The sequence below is a fragment of the Arthrobacter sp. H20 genome (assembly GCF_000520515.1).
GTDB lineage: Bacteria > Actinomycetota > Actinomycetes > Actinomycetales > Micrococcaceae > Arthrobacter_D.
Window position 1 is genome coordinate 25,862 of the sequence record NZ_KI914728.1, and the last position, 17,340, is coordinate 43,201.

At 65.6% G+C, this 17,340-nt stretch carries 21 protein-coding genes; 8 read left to right on the forward strand and 13 right to left on the reverse strand.

What is annotated here, in order from left to right:
- The 10 genes from Y703_RS22385 to Y703_RS0109095 form a co-directional block, all read right to left on the reverse strand.
- Positions 1-1,782, reverse strand: a 1,782-nt coding sequence (locus Y703_RS22385; RefSeq protein ID WP_035764438.1) for a hypothetical protein, incomplete at its 3' end; no start/stop codon positions are given.
- A complete protein-coding gene (locus Y703_RS0109050; protein ID WP_051427445.1) occupies positions 1,779-2,261 on the reverse strand; it encodes a GPW/gp25 family protein in 483 nt (160 codons plus the stop codon). The genes Y703_RS22385 and Y703_RS0109050, both read right to left, overlap by 4 nt.
- A gap of 1 nt (position 2,262) precedes the next feature.
- On the reverse strand, positions 2,263-2,559 hold the full coding sequence (locus tag Y703_RS0109055; RefSeq protein ID WP_216698882.1) for a PAAR domain-containing protein: 297 nt from the start codon (positions 2,557-2,559) through the stop codon (positions 2,263-2,265).
- Positions 2,543-4,288 carry a type VI secretion system tip protein VgrG gene (vgrG, locus tag Y703_RS0109060; RefSeq protein WP_026552446.1) on the reverse strand — a complete coding sequence of 582 codons (1,746 nt, stop codon included), beginning with the start codon at positions 4,286-4,288 and terminating at the stop codon, positions 2,543-2,545. The genes Y703_RS0109055 and vgrG overlap by 17 nt, the downstream gene beginning before the upstream one ends.
- Entirely contained in the window at positions 4,285-4,992 is a 708-nt protein-coding gene (locus Y703_RS0109065) for a CIS tube protein (protein ID WP_026552447.1), read from the reverse strand. Before Y703_RS0109065 ends, vgrG begins: the two co-directional genes overlap by 4 nt.
- Before the next feature lie 211 nt (positions 4,993-5,203).
- Entirely contained in the window at positions 5,204-5,641 is a 438-nt protein-coding gene (locus tag Y703_RS0109075) for a phage tail protein (RefSeq protein WP_026552448.1), read from the reverse strand.
- A gap of 9 nt (positions 5,642-5,650) precedes the next feature.
- Positions 5,651-6,088, reverse strand: a complete 438-nt coding sequence (locus Y703_RS0109080; RefSeq protein ID WP_026552449.1) for a phage tail protein — start codon at positions 6,086-6,088, stop codon at positions 5,651-5,653.
- A gap of 40 nt (positions 6,089-6,128) precedes the next feature.
- On the reverse strand, positions 6,129-7,559 hold the full coding sequence (locus Y703_RS0109085) for a phage tail sheath family protein (RefSeq protein ID WP_026552450.1): 1,431 nt from the start codon (positions 7,557-7,559) through the stop codon (positions 6,129-6,131).
- Between the two features lie 35 nt (positions 7,560-7,594).
- Positions 7,595-8,611, reverse strand: a complete 1,017-nt coding sequence (locus Y703_RS0109090) for a hypothetical protein (protein ID WP_026552451.1) — start codon at positions 8,609-8,611, stop codon at positions 7,595-7,597.
- 1 nt (position 8,612) lies between these two features.
- Positions 8,613-9,239 carry a Pvc16 family protein gene (locus Y703_RS0109095; RefSeq protein WP_026552452.1) on the reverse strand — a complete coding sequence of 209 codons (627 nt, stop codon included), beginning with the start codon at positions 9,237-9,239 and terminating at the stop codon, positions 8,613-8,615.
- A gap of 286 nt (positions 9,240-9,525) precedes the next feature.
- Here Y703_RS0109095 and Y703_RS23335 point away from each other — a divergent pair, with 286 nt between their 5' ends.
- The 4 genes from Y703_RS23335 to Y703_RS19015 all read left to right on the forward strand — a co-directional run bounded on the left by Y703_RS23335 (position 9,526) and on the right by Y703_RS19015 (position 12,474).
- Entirely contained in the window at positions 9,526-9,840 is a 315-nt protein-coding gene (locus Y703_RS23335; RefSeq protein WP_051427446.1) for a response regulator, read from the forward strand.
- A gap of 18 nt (positions 9,841-9,858) precedes the next feature.
- Positions 9,859-10,551, forward strand: coding sequence for a HAMP domain-containing protein (locus tag Y703_RS23340; protein WP_051427447.1), 693 nt, complete (start codon positions 9,859-9,861; stop codon positions 10,549-10,551).
- A 100-nt stretch (positions 10,552-10,651) separates the two neighbouring features.
- Entirely contained in the window at positions 10,652-11,422 is a 771-nt protein-coding gene (locus Y703_RS19010; protein ID WP_051427448.1) for an AfsR/SARP family transcriptional regulator, read from the forward strand.
- An 8-nt stretch (positions 11,423-11,430) separates the two neighbouring features.
- The gene (locus Y703_RS19015; RefSeq protein WP_051427449.1) at positions 11,431-12,474 is read left to right on the forward strand and encodes a hypothetical protein; all 1,044 of its coding nucleotides are present in this window, start codon (positions 11,431-11,433) and stop codon (positions 12,472-12,474) included.
- Here Y703_RS19015 and Y703_RS0109115 read toward each other — a convergent pair whose 3' ends face one another.
- The 3 genes from Y703_RS0109115 to Y703_RS0109125 form a co-directional block, all read right to left on the reverse strand.
- On the reverse strand, positions 12,475-12,705 hold the full coding sequence (locus Y703_RS0109115; protein WP_026552453.1) for a hypothetical protein: 231 nt from the start codon (positions 12,703-12,705) through the stop codon (positions 12,475-12,477). It abuts the gene before it with no gap.
- Positions 12,706-12,711: 6 nt separating this feature from the next.
- On the reverse strand, positions 12,712-13,926 hold the full coding sequence (locus Y703_RS0109120) for a S8 family serine peptidase (protein WP_026552454.1): 1,215 nt from the start codon (positions 13,924-13,926) through the stop codon (positions 12,712-12,714).
- Positions 13,927-13,995: 69 nt separating this feature from the next.
- The gene (locus tag Y703_RS0109125) at positions 13,996-14,211 is read right to left on the reverse strand and encodes a hypothetical protein (RefSeq protein WP_026552455.1); all 216 of its coding nucleotides are present in this window, start codon (positions 14,209-14,211) and stop codon (positions 13,996-13,998) included.
- A gap of 99 nt (positions 14,212-14,310) precedes the next feature.
- On the opposite strand from Y703_RS0109125, the gene Y703_RS20850 reads away from it, so the two are divergent.
- The 4 genes from Y703_RS20850 to Y703_RS0109145 form a co-directional block, all read left to right on the forward strand.
- Positions 14,311-14,568, forward strand: a complete 258-nt coding sequence (locus tag Y703_RS20850; RefSeq protein ID WP_155849462.1) for a hypothetical protein — start codon at positions 14,311-14,313, stop codon at positions 14,566-14,568.
- On the forward strand, positions 14,565-16,418 hold the full coding sequence (locus Y703_RS0109135) for a M64 family metallopeptidase (protein WP_026552456.1): 1,854 nt from the start codon (positions 14,565-14,567) through the stop codon (positions 16,416-16,418). Before Y703_RS20850 ends, Y703_RS0109135 begins: the two co-directional genes overlap by 4 nt.
- A gap of 24 nt (positions 16,419-16,442) precedes the next feature.
- Positions 16,443-17,063, forward strand: a complete 621-nt coding sequence (locus tag Y703_RS0109140) for an L-threonylcarbamoyladenylate synthase (protein ID WP_026552457.1) — start codon at positions 16,443-16,445, stop codon at positions 17,061-17,063.
- A gap of 31 nt (positions 17,064-17,094) precedes the next feature.
- A partial coding sequence (locus Y703_RS0109145; RefSeq protein WP_026552458.1) for a CYTH domain-containing protein occupies positions 17,095-17,340 on the forward strand: 246 nt, incomplete at its 3' end.

Here is a 17,340-nt window from a genome sequence, read left to right on the forward strand (position 1 = left end):
GGAGCCGTAGGCGAGGAACGGCTTGGAACCGTCGATCGCGCCGTGGTCGTTGGAAAGCGCGAGCGTCCTGACCCCGGTCACCTCGACGTCAAGGGCGATCCCACGGATCATGGCCCCGCCAAGCTGCGCGTAGTTCCACGGGGTGTCCACGCGATGGCTCAACACCACCAGTAGAACCGGCAGCGAGGTCGCGAAGGCGTGCCCGTGGACCGGGGGGTTGTACGGGGCAATCGGCGGGTCGTTGCCGTCGATCACCAGGTCAAGGCTCAGCTCTGCCCCGCGGACATCCAACCAATCAACACGCTTGTCGAGCCAGCCCTTCGCGGTCGTCAGCCGGCACAGCAGACCGACGCGCAGGCCCTTCCCGGCCTTGGCGGGCTTATGGTCGGTGTCAACGCGGACACGGACGCGGCGCTTGCCCTCGGCCATCCAGAGAAGGTGGGAGGCGATCGCGAAGCCGACCTCGGCGTGCGGCATCCCGATCGCCTGCAACGCGCCGCCCACAAAGGTTTTCTCAGCGAAGGGGTGCCACGACCCGTCGGTGTCAATGGCCGGGGAAGCGAAGATCCGGTCGTGGTCGATGGTGAGTGGGTCGGTCGGTGGATGCCGGTACACGCGCTTCAGGTCCGCAATGGTCGCCCTGTTGGCGACGAGGTCGCGGTCGACGGCGAAGCGGGCATCGCCGCCGGCTTCGTCCTTCCCGGCCTTGAGCAGGGTGCCCTGGGCGAGCAAGTGGGCGTCGACGTGCTTGGCGAGTTCGACGATCACATGGGCGCGGCCGGGTTGCGCCGGACGCTTCTGGAGCTGCAGCACCCTGCGGTAGTAGAAGTCAAGGTGTTTTCCGGAGATGGTGTTGGCCTCGCTGCGGGCATACTCGAGCAGCCGGAGGAACGCGAGGAACAGCGCGTAGTGCGGTGCATGGCCGTTCGACCCGAAGCTCGCCTGCACGGCAGCCCCGGCCCCGTCGACCAGCCGGACATGCACCGCGAGGAAGGTCTCGCACACCGCCGTGAACAGATTATGGACGGCGAGGTGGTTGACCTGATCGACCGCCGTCGCCGATGGACCGTAGGCGCCTGTGTAGTCCGCCGGATCCACCGCAGTGTACGCTGGCCACCCGGCGAGCCCGACCCCCTCGGGCCACTCGACCGCCGAGAGCCCCTGCCCGGTCAGCAAGGCTTCGAACGGTTCGAGCGCCCGCCCCAGAATGAGGATGTCGGCGGGTGAAGTGGCCTGCCGGTCAACGACACCGAGCGCATCGCCCGCCAGGTAGTACCCGATCAGCCGGCGAAGCATCGGGCTCAGCTGCGAGCGGATGAGCTGGCCGAGGGTGGCCCGGAGAGGCTGGTCGGCGGGCAGCTGTGCCCTGGTCGCGTCGATCCGGCGGGCAAGCGTGCCGATGCAGTCGAAGACGGTTCCGAGGGCCGCGATCATGCGCGGGCCGGACGCCGGCAGCTCCGGATCCTCCAGCGAGTGCAGCAGCCCCTTCACCGTCGAGCGGTAGGCGGCCACATCCTCAATGGCGATGACGGCGAGCTGCGCCGACACGTCGGAGGCGAAGAACTCTTCCCAGTCGCCCTGGCCATTGCCGCCGGGGTCGAAGTACAACAGGTGCTTCGCGTACGCCGCGGCGAAGACCATCGCGTGCTCGGGCCTGCGTTCGTCGACGGGCAAGCCTGCCGGGTCGGGCGCGGCGAGGGCGCGGGTCACCTGGTCGGCGCCCTGGCGGATCAGCTTGAGCGGGTCGATGTTCTCGGTGCAGTCGCGGCGGTGATCCGTCATGGCCCCTCCGGAAGGATACGGACCGTGGTGGTCAGATTGATGTCGGTGCCTTCTTGCCGGTAGAACGGAAAGACGAAGTTGAAGCGCGAGTTGGTGGCCTTGACCCGATAGCTGACCCCGATCAGAACGCGCCCCTCCAGCGCCGCGTCGAGGTCGTCGTCGACCTGCACCCGCTCCAGGTGGATGCGCGGCTCGTGGTAGAGGATCGCCGATTCGATCTTGTCGGCCATCAGGGTGCGCATCCGGGTGTCGAGGTTCTCGAAGACGAGCTCGTCCAGGTTGCAGCCGTACAGCGGCGCCATGATCCGCTCACCTGGGGCGGTCGAGAGGAGGATGTGCAGGCTTGAGGCGATGTCGGCCTCCTGCTCGAGCATCTGCACGCCGCCGACGCCGCGGTCGAACGTGGGAGGGAAGGACCAGCCGCGTCCGAGGAACGCCCGGTCGCCGCCGGTGGCGGGGATGCTGGTTGCGTCGATCATCCTAGCCGCCGATCAGCACGGTCGGTTCGCCCGGCGGCAGCACGACGCCGCCGCCTGCTGTGGAGTCCGCCACCCGGGCGGCGGGTTTGCCCCCGATGAGCACGTTTGCCGAGCCTTTGATGATCGCGTCCGGCCCGCACGTGTCGCCGAGGGTTGCGGCGGGCAGGCCCCCGACCAGCACGGTGGGTGCGCCAGGGGAAATGATCGGCATGGGAGCGCCCTGCGTGGCGGTGCTCACGATCTGGTCGGTGACGCGCGCGGCTGGCAACACCTTGGCCTCCTCAGTTGATCCGGACAAGTGAACCCTTGACGGTCAGGGTCCCGCTGGAGTTGAGGTCGATACCGGACTGCCCCTGCGCTGTGATCGCGGACTGCGCCTTGACCTCTACGTTCGTGCCTTCAATCACTACGTCACCGGACGCCTTGAGGATCAGGTCCTTGGCGCTCTCGAGCGTGATCCCACCGTCGGCGAGGGTGACCGAGTTGCCGTTCTGGTCGACGAGCGACACCGTCTTCGCGTCCTCCGACAGGGTGAGCCTGTTGCCCCCCGGGGTCTCAAGGACGACGACCAGCCTGTCGTCGTCGAAGATCAGCTTCATCTTCGAACGGCTGACGTAGCCCTTGACGTGGTTGTCGTCGTCGGCGGCCTCGGGTGCCGGCTTCGCGCTGCTGTGGCACTGGCCGAGCACGACCGGGTAGCGCGGGTCACCGTCGAGGAAGCCGACGATCACCTCGTCGTCGATCTCGGGGCGGAAAAACGTGCCCCGCTGGTCGCCCGCGTCGAGGGTGGCGAGCCGGGCCCACACACCCTCTTCGGATCCGCTGATCAGGGGCAGGCGCACCTTGATCCGGTTCTCGCCCTCGGGGTCGTCCCCGAGCGCGGTGACGACGCCGACCTGGAGCCCGTTGACCGCCGGGAGGAGACCACCGGCTGGAGCTGCGGTCACCTGGTGGGTGGCGGCGTGGATCTCGGGTCCGAGGCCGAAGGCGACGTCGGTCTCCCAGTTGCCGTTGGCGAAGGTGTGGCGGACACCGGACACGTACTGGTTGCCCGCGAAGCGCTTGCCGATGCCCGTCACCTCGACGACGTCGCCAGCGGTCACCCCGCCGAAGCCCTGGAAGCGCACCCGCCCCCGGACTTTGGCGAGCCGATCCTTCAGGAGGCGCCCGTCTGCCCAGGCCTGTAGCTCCGGCTCACCGAGCTTGCCGCCGTGGCGCAGCAGGTGCGGTTCACCGCCGATCACATCGGAAAGCTCCGACGACGACAGGTTGCCGCTGGCGGTCACGGATGGTTCGGAGGCGTCGGCGGTGACGAGCTCCTGGTCGGTGGCGTTCCAGGCGACGGCGCTGACTCCCCTGACCTGCCAGCGGGCGTCGATCTCGGCATCGAGCTCAAGCACGGTTGCCCCGAACTGGGTTGTGACGACGGGCTCGGCGTCGGTGATCGGGCGCCCGACGGTGATCTTCCCATCCCGCACGGCGACAACCTGCCCATTGGCCTCAGCCCGGCACACGAGGAAGTCCCAGTCGGTCGAATCGTACTGCACGACGTCGCTGGGCGAGGGTTTGGTGCTCTCCACCGAGCGGGCGAGTCCGTACTCGCCGATCAGCTCGTCGAGCATGTCGCCGTCGGTGGTGTCGGCGAAGTAGCGGCTCTTCAACCCGCTCGTCATCCGGACCGCCTCGTCCCGGCACTCGAGCGTGAGCCGGGTACCGTTCTTGCGCACCCGCACCAGGTGCTTGACGATGATCCCCCTGAACACGGTCTGCGTGTCGCCGAGGCACCCGAGCTTGATCTCAATGGCCTTCCCGGGCACGAAATGGTCGGTGTCCGATGCTTCGAACGTCTGCCTGGATGCCTCGCCATCGCGCAGCTGGAGCGAGGCGGAGGGAATCCGGTTGAGCTCGTTCGACACGGTCGCGGACAGCACATGGAATTCACCCGACACCTCGTCGCCGTCGATCAGCACGCTGATCGAGCACACATCAGACGTGGCCGTAGTGGGGATCACCCCTGCCCCGGTCATCGTCGCACCTGCGCCCGGGGCAGCGGCGGGAACAGCAGAGGCTGACCCACCGTGAGCCGCCGGAAGTTGTCGAGCTGGTTGAAGTCGGCGACGAACAGGTAGTGGCGCGGGTCCCCGTAGACGTGGAAGCACATGAACGGCAGCGTGTCGCCCGGCTTGACCGTTCGCCGGTGGGTCAGATCCGCCGACCGCCGATCCTCCTCCGCGACCCGCTTCTGCTCCTCGATCGAACCTTTGAACTTGACGCGCACGACTGCGCGGATCGGCTGACCGTCCGCATTGAAGAGCTTATAGGTGATGCCCACTTCGACGGCACGTCCCTTGAACAGGAGGTTCCCCCACACCAGCTTGAGGTGGAACGGCTCATGCGAGGAACTCTGGTACGCCGTGAGCAGCTTGCGGAACGCGTCGACATCGTCGAAAACGCCGTCGGGCTTCGGCTTGCCGTCGATGAGTCCGGTGTTGTCGAACAGGAAGTCGAACGCCAACTCCTCGGGCAGCGTGTACTCGAACTTGGTCTGCGCCCCGCTGCTGCCCTGCCCCTGGCCATCGGCCGTCTTGACCTTGTACTCAAGCGTGTAGGTCTCGGGATTAATCAGGGCCTCGAAGCGACCCTTCGCCTCCACGGTGCCGCCGCTCTCGGCGTCCTTGGCCGTGTCGTAGGCCAGGATCAGCATCTTCTCGAGCTTGCCGGTGGCCGCCATCGCCGTTCAGCGCTCCCTCTGGTCACGGAGGATTTGCAGTACCTGTTCCACGCACTCGGCGACGAGCGCCTGGCGCACCTCGCCGTCGGCCCCGGGCGGAAGGCCGGGCGCACCGGCGGGCCTGCCATCTGCGGGGGCGCTCACCGAAACGCGGATGTGGAGTTCCCTGATCTCGATCGGCACAGCAGGTACACCTCCTCGGTTCTCGTCGTCACACGATCGTGAAGTACTGGTAGGTCAGCTCGAGCGTTTCGACGACGATCGCGTTCTCGCTGGAGTTGAAGTCGCTGACGGTCCATTTCTTGGGCACCGCGTGCGCCACGTTCCAGGTGCGCAGCGGTTCACTCTTCTCATTCATGAGGGTCACGGTAACTGTCCTGGGCTGAAACGTCCGCTCGCTGAAGGCGTCGAGAAACCATCGGACCGTGTCCGATTCCGTCAACATCCCGCGCTTCAGGACCAGGTCGCTGTATTTCGTGCGCACCGGGAGCTTATGGGTGAAGCGGTTCTCGCCGCCCTCCTTGTACTCCTCGGTGTCGTACTCGACGCTCAGCCCGGACACGGTCTGGAAGCGGACCTCGTTCGGCTCGAGGCTACCCGCGAATTCCACCCTGTAGTAGAAGCCCCACGGCGGGTAGTAGTCCGTCATCGCCGCCCCCTAGACCTTCATTTGCTTGAGGCCCTCGTGGGCGATCTCCAGGGCTTCGATCGCAACCTCATTGGCATCCGATTTCAGGTCGGGAGCCGTGAGCTTGACCGGAAAGCAGCGCGCCGCCGTCCACGCGGCGACCGGCTCATGCTTCTCGTTCAGCAGGGTGATCGTCACATCACGGCGCCCTCCGACGCGGTCGTTGGCGTTCGCGTCGAACCAGACCGTGGCATCGTAGTCACCCACGAACACCCCGCGCTTGCAGGTGATATTGGACAGCTTCACGAGACCGGGCATGGCGATCTTGCTGAAGTCCTTGCTGTCGCTGTGGCGGTACTCGATCTTCTCCCGCTCCATGACGAGGCCGGTGACCTCGGTGAAACTGATCTTCGAGCCGCCCCACTGCACCTGAAAGTGGTAGCGAGGGATGGGATAGTCCTGCGGCATGTCAACCTCCGTTGTGGATCGTCGGTGTCAGGGCCGAGCGTTAGCTCTCGGCCAGCTTGTGGGAGAAGCGGAGGATGATGAACTCGGCTGGCCGCACGACCGCCATGCCGATCTCCACGATCATCCGGCCTTCGAGGATGTCGAGCGGCGTCATCGTCTTGCCGAGGCCGACGGCGACGTAAAAGGCATGCTCGGGCTTGATTCCCTGCAGCGCCCCCGCCCTCCACTGGACCGTGAGGAAATTCTCGATCATCGCCTGGACCTTGACCCAGGTATTGGCGTCATTGGGTTCGAACGTGAACTGCTCGGCGGCCTTCTTGACCGATTCCTCAACGAAGTTGAAAAACCGGCGGACGTTCACGTACCGCCACTCGTTATCGTTGCCGGCGAGGGTGCGGGCGCCCCACACGAGAGTGCCCTTGCCGACGAACGCGCGGATCGCGTTGACCGACTTGCCGGCAGTGGGGTCGACGTTCATGATGTCGTTCTGGACGTTCGCAAACTCGATCGTCGGTTTGATCACGGCGACCAACGGCACGTTGGCGGGCGCCTTCCACACCCCCCGGTCAGCATCGACCTTCACGTACACGCCGGCCATCGCCGGGCTCGGTGGGAGCTTCAGCGGCAGGTCGCGGATCGCAGCCCTTGCCCGTTCGATGAGCTGGCTGCCAAGGGTGTTCAAGGTTGCGACAACCGGTGCTCCCGCGTCGACGCTGTGACTCACCTGGACGGCCGATTCGTCGTAGGCGTAGTCGAGGATCGTCTCAAGGTTCGGGGCATAAGCGGCGCCGTACTTCAGATACTGGCCGGGGCCGCCTGTCCGGAATTTGGCGACGGCATCGATGAGGTCGGCATCGGGGTTCGAGAGCGATTCGTCGTCACCGTGCACATCCATGATCACGAAGCGGTCCTTGAGCGCGTTGCACTGTTCGAGCGCCTTGTTGTGCAGCGTTGCGAAGTCGGCGATCGCCAGTGACTGGGCCTCGGGAATCACGATCAGAGTCGGCTCATCGACCTTCCCGAGCGGGGTGAGCCCGGCCTCAAGCTCGCCCTCGACGACGTCGTCGCCGACCGCTGCCTTGTACGGACCGACCGACACAACGAAGCACGATTTACCGCCGTTCGCATAGAACAGCTGCAGCGCGTAGTACATGATGTGGTTCGATCGGTCAGCCTCGGCGAGCACGGCGTTGGACTGGATTCCGGCCGACTTGCCGGGAGTGGCCACGGTCCTCTCGTCAATCGAGACGGTCAGCTTCGTCTCGGGCTGCGCGCCACCGAAGTACTGCTCGTACTCGACGAACGATTCGATCCGCTTGGGTTTGAGCCTCAGGTCGTCCGCGACCGCGTCGTCGGCCCGCTGCGTGTAGCCGATGAACGCGGGTATCGCCGTGTCGACAGCGGCAACGCTCGGGGGAAACCTGGGGATCTCCTCGACGTAGGCTCCGGGTGTTTTGTAGGTGGTGGCCATGACGTTCCTTCCTGCGATCGGCTGTGGCTGGGCAACTAGACGTAAACGTCGGAGAAGAGACGGGTGATCTTCGGCGGGCTGCCGTTGTCGAATTCGATGTCGATCGCCTCGGGCGAGGGCTTCTGCTTGACGCCGGCGTTCCCGAAGTAGGTGAGGGGCAGCGGGGCGGCCTCGACGGAAGCCACCGCGCCGTCACGCTTGTCGCGGTAACGCCAGGTGGTCCAGCGATTGCGGAAATGAACCTCGAACACCCGGGCGGATGCGCGGGGCGATCCGTCCGCCTCGACGAAGCTGAAGTCGTTGTCGTCGGCGCGCCGCGGGACGAGGCGGACAATGGCAGCGACCATCGGCGGAGTGTCTGGGACGAGTTCGATCCCGCGCGCGGCGGCTCCGGTGGAGCCGGGCGGCGGTGTGATCGCAGGGACGTCGCCCTGGTGGACGTACACCGGGTGCACATTCGTCGGCCCGAGCGCATGGACCGGGGCACCCGGGGGGTCACCGGTGAGTTGGTGCAGGCCACTACCCGAGGTCACCAGTGCCTCGACGCCGTCCCCCGACCCGGTGGCGTACTCCTGCGACAGGAACAGACGTTTCGCCGCACCCGTCCCGCGCACCGCCCCTGCCGTGTTGCCCAGTACCGGCACGTTCGCTTTGTAGCGATGGATGATTCTCGGGTCGGCCGGGTCTGGCACGTCGGTGATGGGCTGCGGGCGCAGGCTCAGCGACGTGTAGTTGGAGTACGCGGAATCCGTCACCGTCACGAAGAACTCGAAACCCGTGTCGAGCGGGAGGACCGCATCGCTGGGGACCGCCACGAAGTAGCCGAGTCCGCTCGTCCGGTAGAAGCCGCGCAGCCCGGCGAGCGTCGTCGCGGTGGCCGAGCTGGGCTCGACCGCCAGCATCCGGCGCACGTCGTAGGCGAGCAGCCGTCGGTTTCTGAGCTCCGGGTCGGCGATCGCGTCGAACACTGTGGCGCCCTCGTCCAGCCAGAAGTGGTGCAGCAGGCGGACCTCGAAGAGCCGCGTGTACCCGATCCGGACGTACTCGACCATGTCAGCTGACCGGCGCCTTCTGGCCAACGCCGCTGACGATCTCGGTGATCACGCCGGCCCCGCGCTGGGTGGCTTGGAACTTCAGTTCCAGCATCCGCATCGAATACAGGGCGAACGGGAACTGCTTGCCTCCGAGCATGCCCCACATGTCGTTGACCTCTTCAAGGCTGGGCGAGGACAGGTTGAAGATCAGCTTGAACTCGACCAGCCGGTCCAGGTCGTTTACCGGCGCGCCGTCCGTGAGCGACTGCGGGTCGACGTTCCCGTTGGTGAACACGTTGCGGAACTGGAAGAACAGAAGCGCTCGCGAGAGCGCGCGCAGGGCGTCGGCGTACACCGTGTGTGTGGCCGCCACGAGTACCGCCAGGTTAAGGAAGGTCGGTGGGTTCTCGTACCGCACCCGCATCGTGGTCTCGTCGCGGACGTAGGTCGGAACGTTCCTGAGCGTACGCTCCTCCTGGATGTTGACGACCGAGAGCAGCACCTTCTCGCGCGACTGACCGTTGGCAGCCTGGCCGGCGGCGACCTCCGCGATGTTTCCCAGATCGGCGTGGGGTGAGTTGCCGCCGAATGTCGCCAGGTGCCGGTCGAGTTCGTTCCTCACGATCGTCAGAGCGTGGGAGATCATCGCAGCGTGCCCAGGGGGTTTTCTGCCGCGGGGGCAGCTGGGGCGATGAACGTCATGGTGATAGTCGCTTTCACTTGCGCTCCGGGTCAACACGACCAGCGTATGTAGGCGGCGTTACCCCGGCGTTACCCGCGCGTTACCGGGCACAGAGTGCGTGCCGCAGTATCCGGCCGTCACGGGCGGTGCGATGCTCGTGGCGCATGAACCTCCGCGGGCGGGCGACCTTCACATCTTCTCCACATGTCACGCCCGTTTCGGCCAGGTCCACGCTTGTAGGCTCAACAGCATGACAATGGGGAGCGGGAAGGCCCGCACACTGCTGGTCGTCGAGGACGATCCAACCATCAACCAGGCCCTGGTAGACCGGCTCACCGCCGAAGGATTCGGGGTGCTCTGCGCCTTCGACGGCCCGGGTACCCTTGCCGCCTACGACGCTCACCAGCCGGACCTCGTCATCCTCGACGTGATGCTCCCGGGATTCGACGGGCTCGAGGTATGCCGGCGCATCCGGGCCCAGCGGCCGGCCCCCGTGCTGATGCTCACTGCCAAGGTTGACGAGATGGACGTGCTCGTCGGTCTCGGCGTCGGTGCGGACGACTAGGTACCGAAGCCGTTCCGGATGCCCGAGGTCGTCGCCCGCGTCCGGGCGCTCCTGCGGCGGGTCGACCGCGCCACTGAGCTGGCTTCTGCCACGCAGCCCGCGCTGACGGTCGGCGACCTCGTTCTGCACCGCACCACCCGCCGGGTGCAGATCGCGGAAGCCGAGGTACACCTGACGCCGTTGGAGTTCGACCTCCTTGCCATGCTCGCCGCGCAGCCCTCGCGCACCAGCCGTCCGTTGGACCCGGTGGCGTCCATCAAAGTTAAAATCGGTCTTCTCGTTGCGCTGAGTATCGTGGCGACCGTCGTGGTCCTCCAGGTGGGCAGCCGGGCCGGAGTCCCTGGCTGGCTCACCCTGCTGGTGACGCTGGCGGCAGCACTCGACGTCACCCAGTGGCTGGCGCGTGGGATGACGTCGCCGCTGCGTGAGATGACCCGCGCGGCAGGCCGGATGGCAACCGGAGACTACTCGGCGCGGGTCACCGCCACCTCGGCCGACGAGGTGGGCCGCCTGGCGAGGGCCTTCAACACCATGGCCGCCGACCTGGCCACCGACGAGCAGCAGCGCCGTCAGCTGGTCGCCACCGTGTCCCACGATCTGCGCACTCCGCTCGCTGCGCAGCGGGCCCTGTTGGAGAACCTGGTCGACGGGGTGGTAAGGCCCGACGCGCGGCCCAATCCCGTGCCCGAGAGCTGCCACTTCGACCATTGACAAGGTTCAGAAGTCTGAGGATGCTAGCACTCACAGCGATCAACCGTTTCAGCGGATAGGGGGCGCCTCTCCCCAATGAAGCAGGAAGTGGGGACGGGGTATGTCTTCGAGCAATCCGGTCCAGTGGAACCTGAGTATGTTGGGGTACTGGTGCCTTGAACGGGAACACCAGCAGGTGACAGTTGCGTTCCGGCAGCAACGTCTGATTACAGCGCTAGCGCTCCGCGGCGGCCGTCGACGAAGCTACATCGCCGGCCTTTTGTGGCCTGACCGTTCCGACGCGCAAGCTTCCGGTAGTTTGCGGGCGTGCCTCTGGAACATCGCCCACCAACTTCCCGGGCTTCTACACCCGGTCAGTGATCGGTTGGCGCTCGCCCCCGAAATTACAATCGACGTCGACAACCTCCTGAATCGCCTGAGCTTCATTGACGGCGCCGCTGCCCCGTCAAGTCTGGCCACTGAGCTCAGAGCCGCAGACCTACTCCCGGGGTGGGATGAGGAGTGGCTGCGCGCGGATCAGGACCGGCTCTTCCGGCAACGGCTCCGCGCCCTCGAAACTCTCGCCGATATGTACCTGGCGCAGGGGCAGCTTCCCTCCGCCCTCGACGCAGCAATCGCCGCGGCGGCCCTCGATCCCCTGCTTGAAAGCGTGCAGCGGACTTTGCTGCGCATTCATCTGGCTGGGGGCAACCATGGGTCGGCGATCCGCAGCTACCGTTCGTACCAGGCCACCCTCGAGCGCGAGTGTGGCGTGCGTCCGTCCGGGCGCATCACTGAGCTCATCCGCCCTCTTCTCCAACCCGATGAAGCTCCCCTCCTGCCAGCTTCATCGCCCGGCTTTGGCGTCCATCTGCATCCGTCGTTCGACTAGGGTGAGCCATGTCCGTGCCCTCTGCCTTTCCGCAACCTCCCCTCCCTCCACCACTGGCACCACCGACCAACAGGGCCTGGCGCGAGCAGGCCATCACCGTTGCTGCCCAACTGCGGACCCTCGCCGAGTGGGTGAGCCTGATCGATCCTCCGTCGGGAGCACCCCCGGGCCAGGGCGGTGCCAAGGCAGCATTGGATCAGGCGATCATCTGGCACCTTACCGAAGCCACCACTGTGGCAGAGCAGAAATCGCCGGCCATCCAAACGTCGTTCAACGGGGCGGTGGTGGAACGGGTCCTCAGTCAACTCGATGCCGCACACGTGGCGCTCCTCCTGAGGGCCCCCCTGGGCTACGTCCAGTCTCAGCTACCGGGTATCCAGGCACATGCACGCCGCCACCTGTCACGGGGTGATCCCCATCGGAGCGCTGTCGAGAAAGTGGTGTCTGCATCGGCGGCGGCTCCGCTGGACGAGGCGGCCCGAATGACCCTCGTGGCAGCGTTCAGGGCGTCCTGCCTCGAGTCCCGGGAGGAGTTCTCCCGGGTACGCAGCTTCCGCAACGTGCTGATCATGGGGGCCCTGGTCCTCACCGTGTTGGCGTGCGCACTAGCCGTCGCCGGTTCGATTCGGCCGGACGAACTGCGCCTGTGTTTTGAACCATCAGCGGGCACCGTCTGCCCTACCGGCAGCCGGCCCCGGCCGTGGGACATCTTTTTCATTGAGTCGTTCGGACTGATAGCCGCGGCCGTCTCGGGAGCGGCGTCTCTCAGGCACGTCCGCGGCACCTCAACACCCTTCGGGCTCCCGTTGGCCCTTGCTATTCTCAAGCTCCCAGCCGGTGCGCTGACGGCGGTGCTTGGCCTCCAGCTGATGCGGGGTGGTTTTGTCCCAGGCCTCAGCGACCTGGATAACCCGGCCCAGATTGTTGCGTGGGCCATCACCTTCGGGGCTGCGCAGCAGCTGTTCACCGGTCTGGTGGACCGGCAAGCTCAGACAGTGCTCGACGACGTCGGCGGTAAAGGCGGCAGCCCGGCTGCTACGAACGGCCAGTAGCTACTGGACATCGCTCTCGGGAGGGGGCAGCAGATAGCGTACTTCACCGTCCACCGATGACACGCCCTCCACCGCCTCCAACTCTGGCCGGCAGTCCTCCGGCCCGGACCCAGTAATCATCCCTACCGCGTCAAGTACCCGATCAACGTCCAGACCGCAGGAGCGCAGCCGCTCCGCAACCTCCTGGATCGCGGGGCGGTGCAAGTCGTCGACTGTGACTGTGAAGTTCATCGGGCTCTATTCCTGCGGCGCCATCACCAGGCCGGAGCCGACGTCGACCGATGGCATCAGGAGCCGCTGGCTTTCCTGAACCATCAGCGACCACAACTCCCGACCCCGATAGCCGGTGGCCTGAGCCCAGAGCGCGGCGATTCCTGCTGCATGCGGCGTGGCCATTGATGTTCCGCTGATGGTCCGGTAGCGGGCGGGCATCAGCCAGGATGAGTACACCTGATATCCCGGTCCCGCCACATCCACCTGTCCGCCACGCAGCGGGAGTGTCCGCGCTGAGAAGTAGGCCATGTCGAGCTGCTGGTCGAGCGCTCCCACCGCCATAATGAACGGGCTGTTCGCTGGCGCACCGACAAAGCCATAGTCGCCCTGGCGACGGTCAGCGTTGTTCCCCGCAGCGGCAACGATCAGGGCTCCTTGGTCGAGTGCGCGTCGCCCGACGGCCGTGTAGGGCGGGTGCACCTGGGCGATGTCGGCCCCGAGGGACATTGAGATCACAGCGCAGTCGTGGGCCATCGCCCAGTCAATCCCCGCGATGATGCCGCCGTCGCTGCCGGACCCGGAGTCGCCGAGAACTTTGCCCGCGAAGATCTCCGTTTCATAGGCAACACCGTAGGCTGGCCCGTCCGACGTCGAGCGTGGCCCACACGACGTGCCGATGCAGTGGGTACCGTGGCCGTGCCCGTCCTGAGAGGTTTCACCCGGGACGAAGGATTCAACCGTGATTTTTCGTCCGGAGAAGTCAGGATGGCTGGAGTCGAACCCGGTGTCCAGGACCGCCACGCGGATGCCTTTGCCGCTGAACTCAGAGGTATCCACCGCGACCGCCTGCAACCCCCAGGTGAGCTGCGGGGTGTCCTGGAACGACGTCGACGCGCCACCCGGGCTATCGCTCAACACGTGGTGGATCAGTTCCGGCGAGACGGAGATGACGGTTCCCTCATCGGAAGACGCGCGGAGCGACCGTGCCTGCTGCGGATCAGCTGATACGACCGCAACCCCGAGACGGGAGAAAACTGTGGCATCGGCTCCCCCAGTTTCTTCAGGAGTCGCGGCGCGGGCGCCAAAATCACGGGAGTCGGTAACGTTTGACATACCAGCGGCGCCCCGCAGGAGGCCTGGGGCATCCTGCTCAGCGTCAGCGAAGACGACTATGAAACGTCCAGTAGTTTCCGGTTCCTGACCGCGGGACTGGCTACCTGAAGACTCAGATTCAATCATGGTGGAACTCTACCTCTGGGGGTCTTGGAGATGAAGCCTCAACCTAGCCCCAGTGGTGTTATTCGGGTGTTATTCACTGGGCCGCACCCCAGTTGTAACACCCAAGTAACGCCCACAGCTGGACACTGAAGTGGAGTCCACCCGCCGCGAGGGAAGAACTGCGATGACCGAGACCCAGCGCCCGGCCTCGGAGCGATCAGACTGATCCTTGAATACGACGGCGATGACATCCGGCTGATCCTCCAGCAGCCCGTCGACGTCGCAGTCACGGGTTTTGACGCTCACCCCGATATTCGCGCCGGCCTCTACACCGAAGTGCGGGATGGCGGTGGCAGGCCCCTGACCCGGGTCACGGTGCGCACCGGGGATGTCGACAGTTCAGAAGTGTTCCCGGAGAGCGACGGAGAGCCAATCACCCGGGTCGCTGTAGCTCGGCCCACCGGCGCGTTCACCGTCGTCGTCCCGGCGCCGCCCACCGCCCGCAGTATCGCGTCAATCGACATTGCGGCAGCCGATACCCAGGACGCTGGCGGTCGTGGGACTGAACCACCCGGCGACGGAGGGGAAGGCCGACGACTTGGCGGTTCCATCGTCACCGAGATCACCAGCATTGCCATTGAGGGACGGGGTGGGACGGAATGACCACCGCCGACGGCGCAATCATCGGGACCACCCAGATCCGGGGCTCTGCGCCACGCAACCGCGCCTTCAACGTAGTGCTGCTGGGTGACGGGTTCCGTGCCGCTGAACAGGCCGCCTTCGACGCCGCCTGTCTTGCGCTCGCTAATGCGTTCCTCGGTGCCCCACCGTTTAACGACCTGGCACCGGCCATCAACATTTTCCGGGTCAACGTCTCCTCCACAGATTCGGGTGCTGACGATCCGGCGTCGGCCGGAGGCACTGGGGCCACCGCACGAACGTACTTCGACGCGACATTTGGCGGCAACGGTATCAGGCCTCTGCTGCTGTGCAATGCAGGGACGGCGCTGAGCGTCGCGGCAACCCAGGTACCGGAGTTCACCACTGTGCTCGTGATCGTCAATTCGACTGTCTACGGAGGAAGCGGCGGCTCGATCGGCACCTACTCCCTCGCTGACAGCGCGACCGAAATCGGTATCCACGAAATGGGCCACACCGCTTTCGGACCGGCCGACGAGTATCAGTACTATGCTGGCGGCGGTGAGACCGGGCACGATCACCATCCCGGCCCGGAACCTGCCGAACCCAACGTCACAATCACCCGGACCGGGGCGTCCCTCAAGTGGCGCTGGGCAGTCAACGCTGCCACCACCATCCCCACCATGACCAACCCAGACTGCAGCACTGTTGATTCGAGGCCCAGCCCGGTCGCCGCAGGCACTGTCGGGACCTTCGAGGGGGCACACTACTACCGCTGCGGTGCGCTCCGGCCGGAGTTCGCCTGCAAGATGGGGAAATCCGGTGTGCCGTTCTGCCGGATCTGCCGGCAGGTGATCTGGAACCAAATCGGGCCGATGGGAGCGTTGACCGCGCGGGCGAAAATGCCGATAACTGTGGTCGACAGGTATCCGGAGCACCTTGACGTGTTCACTGTCGGCTCCGACGGGCGCACCATGTCCAACTGGTGGGACCAGAGCAGCAGCTGGGCCGGGTGGTTCCACCTGATGGACGGGTTCGCGTCGCCGGGGGGCGCCGGTTCGCCGGTGACCGCCGTCGCCCGATATGCGGGCCATCTTGACCTGTTTACCGTGGGAACCGACAACCGCGTATACAGCGCCTGGTGGAGCTCCTCAGGTGGCGGGTCCAACTGGTTCCAGCTGGGCACCCTGGTGGCTCGCGCCGGGTCGACGGTGAACGTACTCGCCCGCTACGCAGACCATCTTGATGTGTTCACCACTGCTTCGGACGGCCGGATCATGTCCATCTGGTGGGACGTGCGGACCGGCTGGTCCACCTGGTTCCAGATTTCTGGTGGCGTGGCCGCCAACGGGGCAACCGCCACGGCTATCTGGAACTGCTGGTGGGATGAGCGCAGCGGCTGGTCCCGCTGGTTCCAGGTGGGCGGGCAGCTGGCCCGGCCGGATGCCACGGTCAACGTTGTGGCCCGTCATCCTGATCACCTTGACCTGTTCACCACCGCCCCTGACGGCAAGATCGTCTCCACCTGGTGGAGCGCCCGCACCGGCTGGGGCAACTGGTTCCAGGTGTCGGGCGGGGTCGCATCGGCCGGCTCACCGGTGACCGCCGTCGCCCGCTATTCCAACCACCTTGACCTGTTCACCGTTGGCACTGACAACCGGATCTATAGCACCTGGTGGCATGACGCCTCCGGGTGGGCAGGGTGGTTCAACATTTCTGGCGGAATCGCCAGGCCCGGCAGCCAGGTGGCCGCTGTGTCCCGTGTGACTGAACACCTTGATGTGTTGGTCGTCGGCTCTCACAGCGTTGTCTACAGCACCTGGTGGAACGCGTCGACGGGCTGGGCGGGCTGGTTCCAGGTGGGTATCACCTGAGTCCTGCCGACGTATGCTCGTCGCATGGCTAAATTCTTCGATGTGCACCCGGACGATCCGCAACCGCGCGCGATAGGCCAAATTGTCGACGTCGTCAGATCCGGCGGACTGATCGCCTACCCGACCGACTCGTGCTACGCGCTGGGAGCACAGCTGGGCAATAAGAACGCCCTGGACCGGATCCGCTCCATCAGGAAGCTCGACAACAAACACCACTTCACCCTGGTGTGCAAGGACTTCTCCCAGCTGGGGCAGTTTGTCCACATCGACAATGATGTGTTTCGCAGCATCAAGGCAGTGACACCGGGCAGTTACACGTTCATCCTGCCCGCCACCAAGGAGGTGCCGCGCCGGCTTCTGCACCCCAAAAAGAAAACTGTCGGCGTGCGCATTCCGGATCACCGGATGGTGCAGGCGCTACTCACTGAACTCGGTGAACCACTGCTGTCCAGCACTCTCCTTCTCCCCGATCAGGAGGCCCCGCTGACGCAGGGCTGGGAAATTAAGGAGGAACTCGACCACCAGGTGGACGCAGTGATCGATTCCGGTGACTGCGGCGCGGAACCCACCACGGTGATCGACTTCTCCAGCGGCTTGGCCGAAGTTGTTCGGCACGGCATGGGCGATCCGTCCCGGTTCGAGTAGGCGCTGCCTCGCCGGAGCAATAATATGGGGTATGACACGTAACGAAGCGCTGGAGATTGAACGCAAGTACGACGTGGGGACCGAAGAGGTTATTCCGGACCTCACCGGAATCGCGGGAGTGGCCCGGGTGGATAACGGCCCAACAGTGATTCTGCAGGCCGTCTACTACGACCTGGCGGACCGGGCATTGCTGCGTAATGGAATCACCCTGCGGTGCCGACACGGTGGCCGCGACGAAGGATGGCATACCAAGTTCCCCGCCGCACCACATCGGCTC

Coding starts and splice junctions, on each gene's coding strand:
- Y703_RS0109050 (WP_051427445.1), bottom strand. CDS start 2,261: ATGATCGACGCAACCAGCATCCCCGCCACCGGCGGCGACCGGGCGTTC.
- vgrG (WP_026552446.1), bottom strand. CDS start 4,288: ATGACCGGGGCAGGGGTGATCCCCACTACGGCCACGTCTGATGTGTGC.
- Y703_RS0109065 (WP_026552447.1), bottom strand. CDS start 4,992: ATGGCGGCCACCGGCAAGCTCGAGAAGATGCTGATCCTGGCCTACGAC.
- Y703_RS0109075 (WP_026552448.1), bottom strand. CDS start 5,641: ATGACGGACTACTACCCGCCGTGGGGCTTCTACTACAGGGTGGAATTC.
- Y703_RS0109080 (WP_026552449.1), bottom strand. CDS start 6,088: ATGCCGCAGGACTATCCCATCCCTCGCTACCACTTTCAGGTGCAGTGG.
- Y703_RS0109085 (WP_026552450.1), bottom strand. CDS start 7,559: ATGGCCACCACCTACAAAACACCCGGAGCCTACGTCGAGGAGATCCCC.
- Y703_RS0109090 (WP_026552451.1), bottom strand. CDS start 8,611: ATGGTCGAGTACGTCCGGATCGGGTACACGCGGCTCTTCGAGGTCCGC.
- Y703_RS0109095 (WP_026552452.1), bottom strand. CDS start 9,239: ATGATCTCCCACGCTCTGACGATCGTGAGGAACGAACTCGACCGGCAC.
- Y703_RS23335 (WP_051427446.1), top strand. CDS start 9,526: ATGACAATGGGGAGCGGGAAGGCCCGCACACTGCTGGTCGTCGAGGAC.
- Y703_RS23340 (WP_051427447.1), top strand. CDS start 9,859: ATGCCCGAGGTCGTCGCCCGCGTCCGGGCGCTCCTGCGGCGGGTCGAC.
- Y703_RS19010 (WP_051427448.1), top strand. CDS start 10,652: ATGTCTTCGAGCAATCCGGTCCAGTGGAACCTGAGTATGTTGGGGTAC.
- Y703_RS19015 (WP_051427449.1), top strand. CDS start 11,431: ATGTCCGTGCCCTCTGCCTTTCCGCAACCTCCCCTCCCTCCACCACTG.
- Y703_RS0109115 (WP_026552453.1), bottom strand. CDS start 12,705: ATGAACTTCACAGTCACAGTCGACGACTTGCACCGCCCCGCGATCCAG.
- Y703_RS0109120 (WP_026552454.1), bottom strand. CDS start 13,926: ATGATTGAATCTGAGTCTTCAGGTAGCCAGTCCCGCGGTCAGGAACCG.
- Y703_RS0109135 (WP_026552456.1), top strand. CDS start 14,565: ATGACCACCGCCGACGGCGCAATCATCGGGACCACCCAGATCCGGGGC.
- Y703_RS0109140 (WP_026552457.1), top strand. CDS start 16,443: ATGGCTAAATTCTTCGATGTGCACCCGGACGATCCGCAACCGCGCGCG.